The 15,116-nt window shown below is 73.1% G+C and carries 13 protein-coding genes; 3 read left to right on the top strand and 10 right to left on the bottom strand.

Annotated features, from left to right (window positions below; translation table 11 throughout):
- Positions 1–102 precede the first annotated feature (102 nt).
- Positions 103–681, top strand: a complete 579-nt coding sequence (locus tag IO33_RS0125230; protein WP_031168881.1) for a TetR/AcrR family transcriptional regulator — start codon at positions 103–105, stop codon at positions 679–681.
- Positions 682–821: 140 nt separating this feature from the next.
- On the opposite strand, the gene IO33_RS0125225 is transcribed toward IO33_RS0125230, so the two are convergent.
- The 6 genes from IO33_RS0125225 to IO33_RS0125200 all read right to left on the bottom strand — a co-directional run bounded on the left by IO33_RS0125225 (position 822) and on the right by IO33_RS0125200 (position 5,048).
- Complete coding sequence (locus IO33_RS0125225) at positions 822–1,058, bottom strand: hypothetical protein (protein WP_157857900.1); 237 nt, start codon at positions 1,056–1,058, stop codon at positions 822–824.
- Positions 1,058–1,462: a hypothetical protein gene (locus IO33_RS0125220; protein ID WP_031168876.1), complete on the bottom strand. Its 405-nt coding sequence runs from the start codon at positions 1,460–1,462 to the stop codon at positions 1,058–1,060. Before IO33_RS0125220 ends, IO33_RS0125225 begins: the two co-directional genes overlap by 1 nt.
- A gap of 57 nt (positions 1,463–1,519) precedes the next feature.
- Positions 1,520–2,977: a sensor histidine kinase gene (locus IO33_RS0125215; RefSeq protein WP_031168874.1), complete on the bottom strand. Its 1,458-nt coding sequence runs from the start codon at positions 2,975–2,977 to the stop codon at positions 1,520–1,522.
- Positions 2,974–3,678, bottom strand: a complete 705-nt coding sequence (locus tag IO33_RS0125210; RefSeq protein WP_031168872.1) for a response regulator transcription factor — start codon at positions 3,676–3,678, stop codon at positions 2,974–2,976. Before IO33_RS0125210 ends, IO33_RS0125215 begins: the two co-directional genes overlap by 4 nt.
- Before the next feature lie 93 nt (positions 3,679–3,771).
- Positions 3,772–4,623, bottom strand: coding sequence for an NAD(P)H-binding protein (locus IO33_RS0125205; RefSeq protein WP_031168870.1), 852 nt, complete (start codon positions 4,621–4,623; stop codon positions 3,772–3,774).
- A complete protein-coding gene (locus tag IO33_RS0125200) occupies positions 4,620–5,048 on the bottom strand; it encodes a nuclear transport factor 2 family protein (protein WP_031168867.1) in 429 nt (142 codons plus the stop codon). The genes IO33_RS0125205 and IO33_RS0125200 overlap by 4 nt, the downstream gene beginning before the upstream one ends.
- An 87-nt stretch (positions 5,049–5,135) precedes the next feature.
- Here IO33_RS0125200 and IO33_RS0125195 point away from each other — a divergent pair, with 87 nt between their 5' ends.
- Positions 5,136–5,723 (top strand): TetR/AcrR family transcriptional regulator, encoded by a 588-nt coding sequence (locus IO33_RS0125195; protein WP_031168865.1) that lies wholly within the window; start codon positions 5,136–5,138, stop codon positions 5,721–5,723.
- Between the two features lie 47 nt (positions 5,724–5,770).
- Here the strand turns inward: IO33_RS0125195 and proP are convergent, their stop codons facing one another.
- Complete coding sequence (gene proP, locus IO33_RS0125190; RefSeq protein WP_031168863.1) at positions 5,771–7,267, bottom strand: glycine betaine/L-proline transporter ProP; 1,497 nt, start codon at positions 7,265–7,267, stop codon at positions 5,771–5,773.
- Positions 7,268–7,433: 166 nt separating this feature from the next.
- On the opposite strand from proP, the gene IO33_RS0125185 reads away from it, so the two are divergent.
- Positions 7,434–8,945 carry an MFS transporter gene (locus IO33_RS0125185; protein WP_031168860.1) on the top strand — a complete coding sequence of 504 codons (1,512 nt, stop codon included), beginning with the start codon at positions 7,434–7,436 and terminating at the stop codon, positions 8,943–8,945.
- Between the two features lie 180 nt (positions 8,946–9,125).
- Here IO33_RS0125185 and IO33_RS0125180 read toward each other — a convergent pair whose 3' ends face one another.
- From IO33_RS0125180 to IO33_RS0125170, 3 genes are all read right to left on the bottom strand, one after another.
- A complete protein-coding gene (locus IO33_RS0125180) occupies positions 9,126–13,310 on the bottom strand; it encodes a bifunctional nitrate reductase/sulfite reductase flavoprotein subunit alpha (protein WP_031168858.1) in 4,185 nt (1,394 codons plus the stop codon).
- A 170-nt stretch (positions 13,311–13,480) separates the two neighbouring features.
- Positions 13,481–14,101, bottom strand: a complete 621-nt coding sequence (locus IO33_RS44485; RefSeq protein WP_063765784.1) for a lamin tail domain-containing protein — start codon at positions 14,099–14,101, stop codon at positions 13,481–13,483.
- A gap of 165 nt (positions 14,102–14,266) precedes the next feature.
- The gene (locus tag IO33_RS0125170) at positions 14,267–15,115 is read right to left on the bottom strand and encodes an isocitrate lyase/PEP mutase family protein (protein WP_031168854.1); all 849 of its coding nucleotides are present in this window, start codon (positions 15,113–15,115) and stop codon (positions 14,267–14,269) included.
- Position 15,116: the final 1 nt, after the last annotated feature.

Here is a 15,116-nt window from a genome sequence, read left to right as displayed (position 1 = left end):
ATGGTGAGCACAAACGGACAGCTGTCCGCTACCTGGAAAACTTAACGGACAGTTGTCCGCTTAGCAAGGGCGAGGTTCGGTCACGACCCTCGAGGAGGACGAGTGCCGCAGCAGAAGGCATCACCCCGGCGCTCGGACGCACAGCGCAACCGCGAGCGCATTCTGGACGTGGCGATCACCGAGCTGTCGCGCTGCGCGGACGCCCCGCTCAGCGCGATCGCCAAGAAGGCCGGTGTCGGACAGGGCACCTTCTACCGGAACTTCCCCAACCGGGAATCGCTCGTGCTGGAGATCTACCGCCACGAGATGCAGCAGGTCGCCGAAGCCGCGGCCCATCTGCTCAAGACGCGGTCACCCGAGGATGCCCTGCGGGCCTGGATGGACCGGCTCTCCGAGTTCGCCATGACCAAGGCCGGACTGGCCGAGGCGATCCGGCAGGCCACCAGTACGCCGGGCGGCCCCGGCAAGCCACCCCCCACGCCGGTGACGTCCGCGGCGGAACTCCTGCTCCGCGCCAACGAGGAGGCCGGCACCATCCGGCCCGGGGTCACCGCGGACGACTTCATGCTCGCCATCGCGGGCCTGTGGCAGCTCGACCCGCGCGACGACTGGCGGCCACGCGCCACCCGGCTCCTCGACCTGGTCATGGACGGCCTGCGCACCGGCGCGCCCGGCATGTGAGCGCGGTCCCGGCGAGGGGGGAACGGCGCCCAGGTCACGGCATCGACGTGGGCGAACGGGCTGTGCCGGCTGCCGGGGAGTCGGTCTCTCGTCAGCGCGAAGGGCGGGCGGGGAGCGCCGGGCGGCGCTCCCCGCGCGGGTCAGCGGTCGGCGGTCCCCGCCGCGTCCCGGTCGGCCGCGGCGGCCGCGGATTCGGCCGCGTCCACCTTCTTCCGCATCTGCGCCAGTTGCGCGGACCCGGCGGACGGCGCCGTGGCGGACGCGGCGCCGGGCGTGGCCTTCGGGGCGGCGCCGCCATGGTGCGCGCAGCCCACGGTGAGCGCCATCGCCAGCGCGGCGGCCGCCGTGAGCAGCGGGGCCGGGCGCCGGGCCTGCATCAGCTCGCCGCCTTCCCGTTGCCGTCGGCCGCGCACCACGTCTTGACGGCGGCGAGGTCCTTCTGGCGCTGCACCAGGCTGGTCCGCAGCGACTTGCGGAAGTCCAGCCTGTTCTGGAGGTAGCCGGCGATCTCCGTGTGGCCCGCCTTCTTCGCGTGGTCGACCCGCTTCTGCAGCCGCGCCACGGAGCCGCGTGTCCCGGCTCCGGCGCCGAGCCGCTTCAGGGCCCGTGCGATCCGGCGGTCGATCTTCGGGACCCGCTTGCACAGCGCGTGGGCCCCGTCACCGGCCGGTTTCGCGGCGGGGGTGCTGTCGGCCGCGGAGGCGGCCCCCGCCGTGCCCGCCAGGACCGCTGACACAGCGAGCCCCGCGAGCAGCGTGCGTGTCGGTCGTCGTACGTACATCTGCCTCTCCGTTCACTTGTGGCGGGCGGTCAGGTCGTCCGTCCGCCGGGAGGGAGGCTAGGGAGCGTCTTTGGGGAAACTCTGTGACCGGTCTGCCCCGGCTGTGCCGATGAGCCAGTCCCGCCGTCCGGGCAGCCCGCCGCCGTGCGACGGCAGCCGTACGACGAAGCGGGCGCCGACGCCGTCCGGTCCGTCCGTCACCGTGACGCTCCCGCGGTGCAGCGCCGCCTGCTGGGCGACGAGGGTCAGGCCGAGTCCGGAGCCGGCGCTGTCCGGGCCGCGCCGGAACCGCTCGAAGATCCTGGGCCGGGCGTCGGGCGGCACACCCGGTCCGTGGTCGTCCACGGTGACCAGGGCCTGCTCCGCGGTCGCGCTCACGCCCACCCGGACCCATGCCCGGCCCCGCGTGTCCCGCCCGTGGGCCAGGGCGTTGCCGAGCAGGTTGTCCAGCAGCAGCCTGAGGCCCGGCTCCCAGCCGTGCACGACGAGTCCGGGGGCGGTGTCCAGGACGATCCCGGCGTCCGGGTCCCGGCGTCGGGCCTCGGCGACGGCCGCCTCGGCCACGTCGGCGAGGTCGACGGGGCAAAACGCCTCCGCCTCCACCAGGTCCCCGCGGCCCAGCTCGCGCAGCATCACCAACAGGCCGAGCAGCCGGGCGTGTTCGCGCCGCAGATCGCCGACGACCTCGGCACGCTCGGATGCGGGCAGGCCCGGGTGGTCGGCGAGGATGTCGAGGTTGGTACCCATGCTCATCAGCGGGGTGCGCAGTTCGTGCGCCGCCGCGGCGGAGAAGGAGCGGGCGGTGTCCAGGGCCTCGGCGGTACGGGCGGCCTGTTCGTCGTAGCGGGCGAGGACGGTCCGCAGGGTGGCGGCCAGCTCGTCGACCTCGGTCACGCCGGTGCGCCGGTCGGCCGGCCGGGCGCTGCTGGTGCGCGGGTCGAGGCCGGCGGTACGGCGGGTGAGGCGCCGCAGCGGGGCTCCGGCACCGGCGGCCAGGCCCCAGGCGAGCAGTCCGGACAGGGGTGCGGCGAGGAGCGCGGTGAGGAGCACGCGGCGCCGCACGAGCCGGAGCCGGGTGCGGTCGGCGGTGTCGGGCGAGAAGACCCACAGGGTGGCGGTGGTGCCCCGGACGGGCCGCGCCAGGGCCCGCCAGCCGCGGGCGCCGTCGCGGACGGTGACCGGGCCGGCGGCCCGCGGCGGGAGGGGGACGGCCGGCCCGGGCTGGGGGCCGCCGCTGAAGTCGGCGTCCGGTCCGACGACGCGTACGCCGACGTCGAGGGCCGCGCTGAACAGCTTGCGTTCCCTGGTGTCGGCGGCCTTGGGCCGGCCGTTCTCCGAGGCCCGCAGCAGCGAACGGGCGTCCGGGGCGAGGGCCGTGGCCCGCTCGCGCAGTTGCTGGTCCTCGGCACGGTGCAGGTCACGGGCGACCAGGTCCAGCAGCAGCCAGCCGCAGGCCAGGACCAGCAGCGGGACGGTGCAGCCGACGGCGAGGCCGACCCGGGTCGAGAGTCTCACGGCGTGTCCCTGGCCTCCCTGAGCACGAAGCCGACCCCGCGCACGGTGTGGATCAGCCGGGTGCCGCCGTCCGCTTCGAGTTTGCGCCGCAGATAGCTGACGAAGGTGTCGACGGCGTCGGTGCGTACGTCGACGTCGTAGCCCCACACGCGTTCCAGGAGCTGGTCGCGGGTCAGGACTAGCCCGGCGTTGCGGGCGAGCACCTCCAGGAGTTCGAACTCGCGGCGGGTCAGCTCCAGCGGGCGGCCGGCCCGCTCGGCGGTGCGCGCCGCCGAGTCGACGACCAGGTCCGCGACCCGGAGCACCGCCCGGTCGGCGGGCGGCCGGCGACGCAGCAGCGCGTGCAGCCGCAGCACCAGTTCCTGCAGGGCGAACGGCTTGACCAGGTAGTCGTCGCCGCCCGCCTGGAGTCCGGCGATACGGTCGGCGGTCTCGTCGAGGGCGGAGAGCATCAGCACCGGCAGGTCCCGGCCCGAGGCGCGCAGCCGGGTGCACACCTCGATGCCGCTCATGCCCGGCATCGACACGTCGAGCACCAGGACGTCCGGAGGTGTCCGCTCGATCGCGGTGAGCGCGTCCGGTCCGTCGGCCGCGGTCCGCACCACGAAGCCGTTGAGCCTCAGCCCGCGCTCCAACGACCGCCGGATCGCCGCGTCGTCATCGACGACCAGCACCGCACCGGGGCACGCTTCCTCCCTCATGCGCCCTCCTCATCGCCGGTCAGGGTACGTGCCTTCGCGGGACCCGCGGCAGGGGGGCCGGCCGGGGTGGTGCGGGCCGCACGGCAAGGGCGTTCACGCGGGGCCCGGTGTCAGTTCTCGTTCGGCGACCGTGCGGAAGCTGCGGGGCGGTCGGCCGGTGAGGCGCTGGACGGTGTCGGTGGTGCGGTCCTCGGCGCCCCCGGCGATGGCGCGGTCCATCCCGGCCAGCAGGGCGGCGAACTCCCGCGGCATGGAGCCGGCGAGGCGGTCTCGCATCTGTTCGTACGTCAGGTTGCGGTGTGCCACGGAGCGTCCCGTGACCTGTGTGACGATGCCGGCGATGTCGTCGTAGCCGAGCGCCTCGGGCCCGGTGAGCACCAGGTCGGCATCGGGCGCGTGGTCGTCGGTCAGCGCGCGGACGGCGACGGCGGCGATGTCGTCGGCGTCGACGAAGCCGACCCGGCCGGTCCCGGTCGCGGTCAGGATGAGGCCGTCCTCACGGATGGTGCGGGCGTGCAGGTGCGTGCCGGTGAAGTTCTGCATGAACCAGGAGGGGCGCAGTACCGCCCAGTGGTCGAACAGGCCGGGCAGGGCCTCGTGCACCACGCCCACGCCCGGGCCTGAAGCGGCGACGGCCGAGGAGCTGAGGAGTACGGCGCGCTGTACGCCCGCGGCACGGGCCTGGTGGAGGAAGGGCAGCATGACCGCGGCCGGTTCCGGATCGCCGACCGGCGGGACGAGGTAGACGCGGTCGGCTCCGGCGAGGGCGTCGCCGTGGCCGGAGGGTTCGTACCAGTCGAAGCGGACCGGTTCCGCGCCCGGGAACCGCGTCGCCCGGCGGCTCGCGGCCCTGACGCGGTGGCCCGCGGCGATCAGCTGAGCCGCGGTGCGGCTGCCGGTGGTCCCGGTGGCGCCGATGACCAGGGTGGTGCCGGTGTCGTTCATCGGGCGTCGCTCCCGGCGAAGTCCAGGCCGGGCTGCTGGACGGCGAGGGGGTTCCAGTAGTCCCGGTAGGAGGTGAAGCGTCCGTCCTCGACGCGGACGACGGCGATGTAGGTCATGTCGAAGGGGCGCCCTGTCTGCACCAGGCGGCCCACGCCGCGCATCTCGACCACGATGGTGCCCGGGTCGACGGTCCGGTGGATGCGCACGTCGGGGAAGTCGTGCAGATCGATGTGGTCGGGATAGTGGCGCATGTAGGCGGCGACGGCCTGCCGGCCCTCCAGCCGCTCGGGCCGGCCCGGCGGTGCGAAGGGAAACTCCATGACGCCGTCCTCGGCCCACAGGCCGACCCAGGCGGGAATGTCCTTGGCGAGGAGCAGGCGCAGGCTGTGGCGGTAGAGCTCTTCCGGTGAGGGGTGTGTGGGCATGAGGTCCTCCGTCCCATACGATACGGACCAGCGGTCCGCTTTGACGGACGATACGGACCGCCGGTCCGGATCGCAAGGAGGAACCACGTGACCGAGCGCAGACCCCGCAAGGACGCGGTGCGCAGCCGGGCGGCCGTCTTCGCCGCCGCCGACGCACTGTTCGCCCGGTGCGAGAGCCCGGACGGCGTCACCATGGCCGACATCGCGACCGCGGCCGGCGTCGGCAAGGCCACCCTCTTCCGCGCCTTCGGTGATCGCACCGGGCTGATCCGCGCGCTGTACGCGGCACGGCTCGCACCGATCAAGAACGCCGTTGAGGACGGCCCGCCGCCCCTGGGGCCCGCCACCCCGCCGCTCGTACGGGTGCCGGCGCTGCTCGACGCCGTCCTGTGCTTCAAGCTGGACAACCGTCACCTCGCGCTGGCCCTGGAACAGACCGGCAGCGACAGCCCTTACCGCACGGAACACTACGCGGGCTGGCACACGCTGCTCCGCACCCTGCTGGACCAGGTTCCCGGCCTAGCCGACAGCGATTTCACCGCCCATGCCCTGCTCGCGGCCACCCGGGCCGACCTCGTCGAACACCTGGCCGGCGACCGGGGTCTGGCCCGGGAGGAGCTGCGGGACCGGCTCGCCGGGTTCACCGCCAGACTCCTGGGCACCGACGCGGCATGACCGGCCGGCGCGTGTCGCACCGTCCCGCACGGCGTGTCCACTCAGGGTCAGAATCTGGGGCCGGGGAACTGGACCTGTACGAGTTCGGCGGCCTCCTCCTCCGTCTCGACGGAGGGCGGGGAGCCGGCCAGCGGCCGGTTGGCGGTCTCCCGCATGCACAGGACGGCGACCACGCCGACCACGGCGGCGGCCGTGGCGTAGTAGGCCGGCATGAGAGTGGTGCCGAAGGCGCCGATCAGGGCGGTGATCACCAGCGGAGTCGTGCCGCCGAAGAGCGACGTGGAGAGGTTGTAGGCGACCGACAGGGAGCCGTAGCGGACCTGGGTGGGGAAGATCGCCGGGAGCGCCGCCGACATCGTGCCGAGCATCGCCACCAGGGAGAGCCCCATCAGCAGCAGGCCGAGGGTGACGAGGAGGACGCCGCCCTGCCGGATGAGCAGGAAGGACGGCACGGACAGGAGGAGGAAGCCGAGCATCCCCGTCATCAGCAGCGGCTTGCGCCCGAAACGGTCCGAGAGCCGGCCGACCTGGTTGATGACACACATCTGGAGGACCATCACGATGAGCAGGATCAGCAGTCCGTGGTCGGTCCCGTAGCCGAGTTCGTCGGACAGGTACGTCGGCATGTACGACAGCAGCATGTAGTCGGTGATGTTGTACGCGGCGACGAGCGCGAGGCAGAGCAGCAGCGGCCGCCAGTGGCGGGTGAATATCCTGCCGAGGTCGGCGGTGGCCGAGGTCTCCACCGGGTCGGCGGCCTCACTCGCCTTGACGTGACCGCCTTCCAGCTTCTGGAAGGCGGGCGTCTCGTCCAGCTTGAGCCGCAGGTAGAGGCCGATGAAGCCGAGCGGGGCCGCGACCAGGAAGGGGATCCGCCACCCCCACTGCAGCATCTGGTCCTCGCCGAGGAAGCCGCTGAGGAGGACGACGAGACCGGAGGCTCCGGCGTATCCGGCGAGCGTGCCGAGCTCCAGGAAGCTGCCGAAGAAGCCGCGCCGCTTGTCGGGCGCGTACTCCGCGATGAACGTCGAGGCACCCCCGTACTCCCCACCGGTCGAGAACCCCTGCACCAGCCGGAAGAAGATCAGCAGGCCGGGGGCCCAGAGGCCGATGGCGGTGTGCGAGGGGATGAGGCCGATGGCGAAGGTGCCCACCGCCATCATGATCATGGTGACGGAGAGGATGGCCTTGCGGCCGACCTTGTCGCCGAGCGGCCCGAAGACCATGCCGCCGACGGGGCGTACGAGGAAGGCCACCGCGAAGGTGGCGAACGAGCTGAGCAGCTGGGCGGTCTCGCTCCCCGAGGGAAAGAAGACCTTCCCGATGGTCGAGGCGAGATAGCTGTAGATGCCGAAGTCGTACCACTCCATCGCGTTGCCGAGCGCGGCGGCCTTCGTGGCGCGTCTGACCGCCGCCTCGTCGGTCACGGTGATGTCGCTGCGGCGCAGCTTCGGGTGGCGTCGCTTCTCGATCGCGCGGAACAGCACCCGGTGGCGCCGGACCGCCGCGGGATCCACCGACTCGTCCGGGTCGGTCGCCGCCATGACGGAATGTCCTTTCGTCGGTCGTGTTCCTCACGCCTGCACAGTTCTCGCGTGATCAAACGTCCCCTCGCGGTCCGGGAGGTGTGGTCACGCCTCGGCACGGGAACTTGGTTCGACCGGGTACGGTCCCGGTGATCCGGGGGCCGGCCCGGTGAGAGGAGCCCCTGTGACAGCGTCAGCCGCGAGCGGTCGGGGCCCGGACACCCGACAGGACGGGTCCGCACCGGATCCGCAACGGTGGCGGGCCCTGTGGGTGACCCTGGTGGCCGGCTTCATGAGCCTGCTGGACGTCACGATCGTGGCGGTCGCCCTGCCCACCGTCCAACGGGACCTGCACGCCTCCCCGGCACAGGTCCAGTGGGTGGTCTCCGGATACGCCCTCACCTTCGCCCTCGCGCTGGTCACCGCCGGCCGGCTCGGCGACGCCCTGGACCGGCGCCGTATCTTCCTGCTCGCCCTCGGCGGCTTCGTGGTCTTCAGCGCGGCGTGCGGAGCGGCCCCCGACATCACGCTGCTGGTGGCGGCCCGCCTCGCCCAGGGCCTGGCGGCCGGCTTCATGGCGCCCCAGAACTCCGCGCTGATCCAGCAGATGTTCCGGGGCGCCGAACGCGGCCGGGCCTTCGGATTCTTCGGCACCACCGTGGGCATCTCGTCCGCCGCCGGGCCCCTGACCGGCGGCGCCGTCCTGGCCCTCGCCTCCGGCGAGCAGGGCTGGCGGTGGATCTTCTACGTCAACGTCCCCATCGGCATCCTCGCCGTCCTCCTCGGCCGTCGTCTGCTGCCGCGCACCCGGCGGTCCGGGCGGGGCCGGGTGGACGTACCCGGCGTGCTGCTGCTCGGTCTCGGCGTGCTGGCACTGATGTACCCGCTGGTCCAGGCGGACTCCGGCGGCCTCGGCGGTCTGTGGTGGCTGTTCCCCGTCGGCGGCGCGGTGCTCGCCGTCTTCACCTGGTGGCAGCGCCGCCTCGTCGCCCGCGGTACGCAGCCGCTGCTCGACCCGCGCCTGTTCACCACCGTGCGCGGCTACGCCGTAGGCGCCGGCGTGGGCACGCTGTACTTCATCGGCTTCAGCGGCGTCTGGCTGGTCTTCGCCCTCTTCTACCAGCACGGCCTCGGCTACTCCCCGCTCCGCTCCGGCCTCGCGGTGACCCCGTTCGCCCTCGGCTCGGCGAGCGCGGCCGTGGTCGCGGGCCGGCTGGTGGACCGGTTCGGCCGCCTGCTCACCGTGTGCGGGCTCACGGCGGTGATCGCCGGCCTGGGCGGAACCGCGCTGCTGCTCCGCTTCGCACCGCTCGGCACCGCTTGGTGGGTGGCCGCCCCCGTCCTGTTCCTCGGCGGCATCGGCGGCGGCTTCGTCGTCTCCCCCAACATCACCATGACCCTGCAGGATGTGCCGGTGCGCATGGCGGGCGCGGCGGGCGGCGCCCTGCAGACCGGGCAGCGGCTCGGTGCGGCGGTGGGGACGGCCGCGCTGCCCGGCCTCTTCTACCTGGTGCTCGGCAACGGCGGCGACTACCGCGCCGCCCTCGTCACCGCGCTGGGCGCCGCCCTCGTCGGCATGGCGGCGTCGCTGGCTCTGGCGACGTTCGACCGGCAGCGCGACCGGCACGCGCGTTCACGGCACCGGAAGTGTCCCGACGAGGTCGCCAACGACCCGGTACACGCCCGGCAGACCTGAGCCCCCTCCGGATCGCCTGGACGGCGACAGGCCGCTCGCGGAACACGCGGCGCACCGCTGCGTGCGGCGGGCGTCCAGGTCCGTGCCGTACCGGCCGATCTCCGCGAGGCGGCGGACGTCGCCCTGCGGGCCTCCGAAGCGATCACGCAGGCGCGCCCGGTGACCGGGGGCCGGCCGTGGTCAGTACACGTCCCGCGCATAGCGCTTGTCGGCGGCGAGTTGCTTGACGTAGGCCGCCGCCTCCGCCTCGTCCAGGCCGCCGTGGACGACGGCGATGTCCCGCAGGGCCCGGTCCACGTCCTTGGCCATGCGGGAGGCGTCGCCGCAGACGTAGAAGTGGGCGCCGTCCTTGAGCCAGGACCACAGCAGCGGACCGTGTTCGCGCATGCGGTCCTGGACGTAGACCTTGGCGCGCTGGTCACGGGAGAAGGCGGTGTCCAGGCGGGTGAGCGTGCGCTCGGCCAGGAACCCGGTCAGCTCCTCCTCGTAGTAGAAGTCCGTCGCGCGGTGCTGTTCGCCGAAGAACAGCCAGTTCGGGGCGCGGTGGCCGCGGGCCCGGCGTTCCTCCAGGAATCCGATGAAGGGCGCGACACCGGTACCGGGGCCCACCATCACCGCGGGTGTGGCCGGGTCGGCGGGCGGGCGGAAGTGCGGGGCCCGCTGGACACGGACCGGCACCGGTGTGCCCGGCTCGGCGTCGGCGAGGAAGGGCGAGCACACGCCCTGGCGGGGGCGGCCGGCCAGGTTCTCGTAGCGGATGACGGAAACCGTCAGCGACACCAGGTGGGGGTCCGTCAGCGGGCTGGAGGATATGGAGTACAGGCGGGGTTGCAGCCGGCCCAGCACGTCGGCCCAGTCCTGGGCCGCGGCACGGATGCCGAACTCGGTGGCCACGTCGACGGCCTGGCGTCCCCAGGACCACTGCGCCAGCTCGCCCTTGTTGTCCGGCCGCAGCAGCTTCCGCAGCTCGCGCGGGTCACGGGCGCGGCCGGCGACGAAGCGCAGCAGGTCGGGAGTGATGCGGGTGATGTCCAGGTGGCGCAGCAGGGCCTCGGCGAACGGCACGTCCCCCGCGCTCCTGGTCCGCACGCTCGCGTCCGCGTCCAGGCCGGTGACGGCCAGCCACTCCGCCACGAGCTCCGGCCGGTTGACCGGGTGCACCGCCAGGGCGTCCCCGGCCTCGTAGGCGAGCGGCGTGTCACTGTCACGGGTGTCGAAGGTGAAGCGCCGGACTTCCTTGCCCGCGCCGGGCATGCTGAGCAGGCGGTTGCCGGTGAGGCGGGCGGTGACGGGGGCGGGACGGTTCGGCCGGGGCGGCGTGGCGGACGCGGGGGCCGGGGCGGCGGCAGGGGCGGGGGCAGGGGCGGGGGGCGGTGGCTTCGTGGGCTCCAACGCGGTGCTTATCTGCTCCAGCCAGGCCCCGGCGGCGGTCTCGTAGTCCGGTTCGCAGTCGGTGCGCGGTGCCAGCCGTACCGCCTCCAGCTCCTCCAAGCGCCGGTCGAGACGCCGGCCGTGGCCGCAGAAGTCGTCGTAGGAGGAGTCGCCGAAGGCCAGGACGGCGTAGCGCCTGCCCTCCAGGCGGGGTGCCTCGGGCGCGGCGAGGGCGTCCCAGAATCCGGCGCCGTTGTCCGGGGCGTCGCCGTCGCCGAAGGTGCTCGTGATCAGCAGCAGGTCGGCGTCGGGCGGCAGCGCGGCCGGGTCCGCCTCCTCCATGGGCAGGAGGGCGGCGGGATGGCCGTCAGCGCTGAGGCGCTCCACCGCGGTGGCCGCGAACTCCTCCGCGTTCCCGGTCTGTGACGCCCAGAGGATCACGACCTGGCGGCGCGTGGCGTCCGGGGACGCAGCGGACGATCGCGGGGATGCGGCATGGCCGTGCGCGGTGGGATGCGGCGCCTCGGTCCTGGAGTACATCCCGGCCAGTACGCCGTTCACCCACAGGGCGTGCTCCGGGCTGAACGGGGCGTCCGGCGGCAGCACCGGTACGCCGGGGAAACCGGCGGGGATGCCGGCGAGGAAGCCGGTCAGATAGCGGCGTTCGTGCGCGGCCAGGACCGGTGGCGGGGCGGGTTCCAGGCCGAACGGGCCGGCGGCGGACGGGGGGAGAGCCGACGGGGCGGGAAGGGCGGCGGGTGACGCGGTGGGGCCCTCCGCCGCCGGCGTCGTGACCACGGCGCCCGCCAGGGCCGGTGCCCGTACCGTCACCGGAGTGGCCACCTTGGTCAGCGACACCGCGCACACCTTGAACTCGGGCTGGAACGACAGCGGGTCGACGGCGTCGCTGGTCACCGCGTTGACGCTCAGATACTCACCGAACAGGTCGTTCCAGTGGAACGGCGCGAAACAGCAGCCCGGCCGCACCCGGTCCGTGACGACCGCCGGCAGCACGGCACGTCCGCGCCGTGAGGCGACCTCCACCGAGTCCCCGTCGGTGAGTCCGAGCCGGGCCGCGTCCTGCGGGTGCACCTCCACGAAGGGGCCGGGGGCGAGCTTGTTGAGCTTGGCCACCTTGGCCGTCTTGGTCAGGGTGTGCCACTGGTGCTGGAGGCGGCCGGTGTTGAGGACGTACGGGTAGTCGTCGTCGGGCATCTCCGCCGGCGGGATGTGCGGGCGGGCGTGGAAGACCGCGCGTCCGCTTGCCGTCGGGAAGGCCGGCGAGCCGTCCTCACCGACGTACCGGACGGGGTTGCGGTCGGGGCCGTCGGCGCCGGCCGCCGGCCACTGCACGGGCGTCTTGCGCAGCCGCTCGTAGCTCACACCGCGCAGGTCCCAGCCGGTCGCCGGGTTCCAGGCACGCTTGATCTCCTCGAAGACCTCCTCGGCGCTGCCGTACGAGAAGCCCTTGTCGTAGCCCATCGCGCGGGCCACGGCGGCGATGATCCGCCAGTCCGCCGTCGCCTCGCCGGGCGGATCCGCGGCCGGCCGGGCCAGGGTGAGGTTGCGTTCGCTGTTGATCAGGACGCCCTCGGTCTCGGTCCACAGCGCGCCGGGCAGGACCACGTCGGCGTACGCGTTCGTCTCCGTCTCCGCGAAGACGTCCTGGGTGACGACGAACTCGGCCGCCTCCAGACCCTCGATGACCGTCCTGCGGTTGGCGACGGAGGCGACGGGGTTGGTGCAGATGATCCAGCAGGCCTTGATGTCGCCGTCGGCCATCCTGCGGAACATCTCGATCGTGCCCTTGCCGACCCCGTCCGCGCGGATGCTGCCGGGCTCCAGCTCCCACAGCTCCTCCACGAACGCCCGCTCCTCGCCGACGAGCACCGAGCGCTGGCCCGGCAGCCCGGGTCCCATGTAGCCCATCTCGCGGCCGCCCATGGCGTTGGGCTGGCCGGTGAGGGAGAAGGGCCCGCTGCCGGGCCGGCAGATGGCGCCGGTGGCGAGATGCAGATTGACCAGGGCGTTGGTGTTCCAGGTGCCGTGCGTGGACTGGTTGAGGCCCATGGTCCAGCAACTGGTCCACTCCCCCGCCTCGCCGATCAGCCGGGCCGCCTCGCGGATGTCGTCCTCGGCGAGGCCGGTGATCTCGGCGACGGCGGCGGGCGGGTAGTCGGCGAGGAAGGCGGGCATCTCGTCCCAGCCCTCGGTGTGGCGGGCGACGAAGTCGGCGTCCGTGTGGCCGTTCTCGTGCAGCAGGTGCAACAGCCCGTTCAGCAGGGCCAGATCGGTGCCCGGCTTGATCTGCAAGAAGAGGTCGGCCTTCTCGGCGGTGGCGGTGCGGCGGGGGTCGACGACGATCAGCCTGGCCCCCGCCGACTTCACCCGGTCCATCATGCGCAGGAAGAGGATCGGGTGACAGTCGGCCATGTTGGAGCCGATCACGAAGAAGAGATCCGCCTTGTCGAGGTCCTGGTACGACCCCGGAGGCCCGTCGGCCCCGAGCGACAGCTTGTAACCGGTCCCCGCGGCGGCCATGCACAACCGCGAGTTCGACTCGATCTGGTTGGTCCGCACGAACCCCTTGGCCAGCTTGTTCGCCAGGTACTGCGCCTCAAGGCTCATCTGACCGGAGACGTAGAAGGCGATCGCGTCCGGCCCGTGTTCGTCGACGATCGCCCGCAGCCGCCGGGCCGTCTCGGTGACCGCCGTGTCCACGCCCGTCGGGACCGGTTCCTCGCCCCTCTCGGGCCGGACCAGGGCCGTGGTCAGCCGGCCCGGCGCGGCGAGCATGTCCGCGGTGGTCGCGCCCTTGGTGCACAGCCTGCCGAAGTTCGCCGGGTGCTGCTTGTCCCCGGACGCCTTCAGGACCGTACGCCGCCCGTCCGGCCCCCTGCCGACGTCGAGGACCAGGCCGCAGCCCACCCCGCAGTACGAGCAGACCGTCCGCACCCTCGTCGTGCCCTCGCTCCGCGAGCCCGGCGCGGCCACGGGCGCCTCCCCTCTTACTGTGCTCGACCTGTTCCCGCCTTCTGTGACCGTACGAATCGCTCGTTACGTGGGTGTCTCCGACCCTGATCATCAGGGGTTAAGCGCACCGCACAGGGCACGGAAGGCGGGTGTGAGCAGGGGCTGGGCTCGCGGGGGTGCGGGCGGGCGGGTCAGTGGCGGTGGCCGCGGTCGTGGTGACCGTCGAGAGCGTGGTGGTGACCGTCGAGGCCACGGTGACCGTCGAGACCGTGGCGGCGGCCGTCGAGGCCGCGGTGAGGGTCGGCCTGGTGCCGGGCGGCTGCGTCGCGGCGGTCGGTGGTCCCATCGTGGCGGTCGTGGCCCCAGGACACGGAGTCGACGAAGCGGCCGCGGGCGTCGCGCAGGGTGGCGGTGTCGGAGTTGACGTCCCACACACGGGTGCGGCGGTCCTGGTAGAGGTCCGTCCTGGTGTCCCGCCCGGCACCGGTGTGCACGCGGACGGTGGCCCGGCCGGCGAGCCGCGTGTGAGAGAAGGTGTAGACGTGGCCGTCCCGGTCGGTCAGCGTCCAGTTGTCCAGGCTCACGGGCCGGCGGGAGTCGTTCGTGATGTCCACCCACTGCTCGTTCAGCGAGCGGGGGGAACGGTCGTTGCGGACCAGCCGGTCGTGCTGCACGCCGCTGATGAACACCACGGCGTGCGGACGGACCGGCCGGTGTCCGGCAGCCGCTGCCGGGAGCGTCACGGCACCCACCAGGGCGGTGGCAGCGGCTGCGACGGCGGTCGTACGACGGACGGAAGAAGAAGCGGACACGAGGTCCCCCTTCACAGGGATTGCGCACAGGCGGCCGGTCGGCCGCACTCCCACACCCTGCAGCCCCTGCCCGCTGATCCGCGGGAAGCGCGCACGGCATTACGAATCCCGCAGCAATCCTTAACCGTCGCATGAAATCGCCATTTGGCACCTGAACCAGGAGGATCAGCCGGTACGTCCGGTGACGGCGTTGTTCACGGTGCCGAAGTCGGCCGCCCCCGTCATCGCGTCGTAGGTGCCCGCGTCCAGCAGTTCGGCGGCGGCCCGCTGGACGGTGCCGTACGCCGTCTGGGCGAGCGCCGTGCCCACGCTGACGCGGCGGACGCCGACCGCCTCGAACGCCTTCACCGGTGGCGCGCCCGGACCCGTCATGACGTTGACCGGCAGGGGGCTGCGGCGGACCAGTTCGGCCACCGTGTCCAGGTCGACGAGGCCGGGGACGAACAGGCTGTCGGCGCCCGCCTCGGCGTAGACCGCGGCCCGGGTCAGCACATGTTCCACGCGGTCCTGCGCGGCGCCGATGCCGAACAGGAACACATCCGTGCGTGCGTTGATCCACAGACCGGCCAACCCCGCTTCCTCCGCGGCGGCACGGGCCGCGCGCACGCGTGAGGCCTGGGCGGGCACCTCGTACAGCGGACCGCCCGGAGCCTGCGAGTCCTCAAGGTTGACACCGACCGCGCCGGCCGCGATCACCGCGCGGACGGTGGCCGCGACGTCGTCGGCGGCGGGTCCGTAACCGCCCTCGATGTCGGCGCTCACCGGCACGTCGACCGCGTCGGCGATCCGCCGTACGGCCGCGGCCATCTCCTCCCGTGTCAGGCCGTGGCCGTCGGGTCGTCCGGCCGACCAGGCGACGCCTCCGCTGGTCGTCGCGATCGCCCGGGCACCCGCCTGGGCGATGAGCGCCGCGCTCGCGGCGTCCCACGCGTTGGGCAGCACCAGTGCGCGCCCCTCGGAGGGTGCGTGCAATGCACGCAGGACGTCGGCCCGTTCTCTCTGGGCGGTCTGCATG

The organism is Streptomyces durhamensis, assembly GCF_000725475.1.
Taxonomy (GTDB): domain Bacteria; phylum Actinomycetota; class Actinomycetes; order Streptomycetales; family Streptomycetaceae; genus Streptomyces; species Streptomyces filipinensis.
Note: the sequence above shows the minus strand (reverse complement) of the source record. Positions and strands in the feature narration are given on the sequence as shown.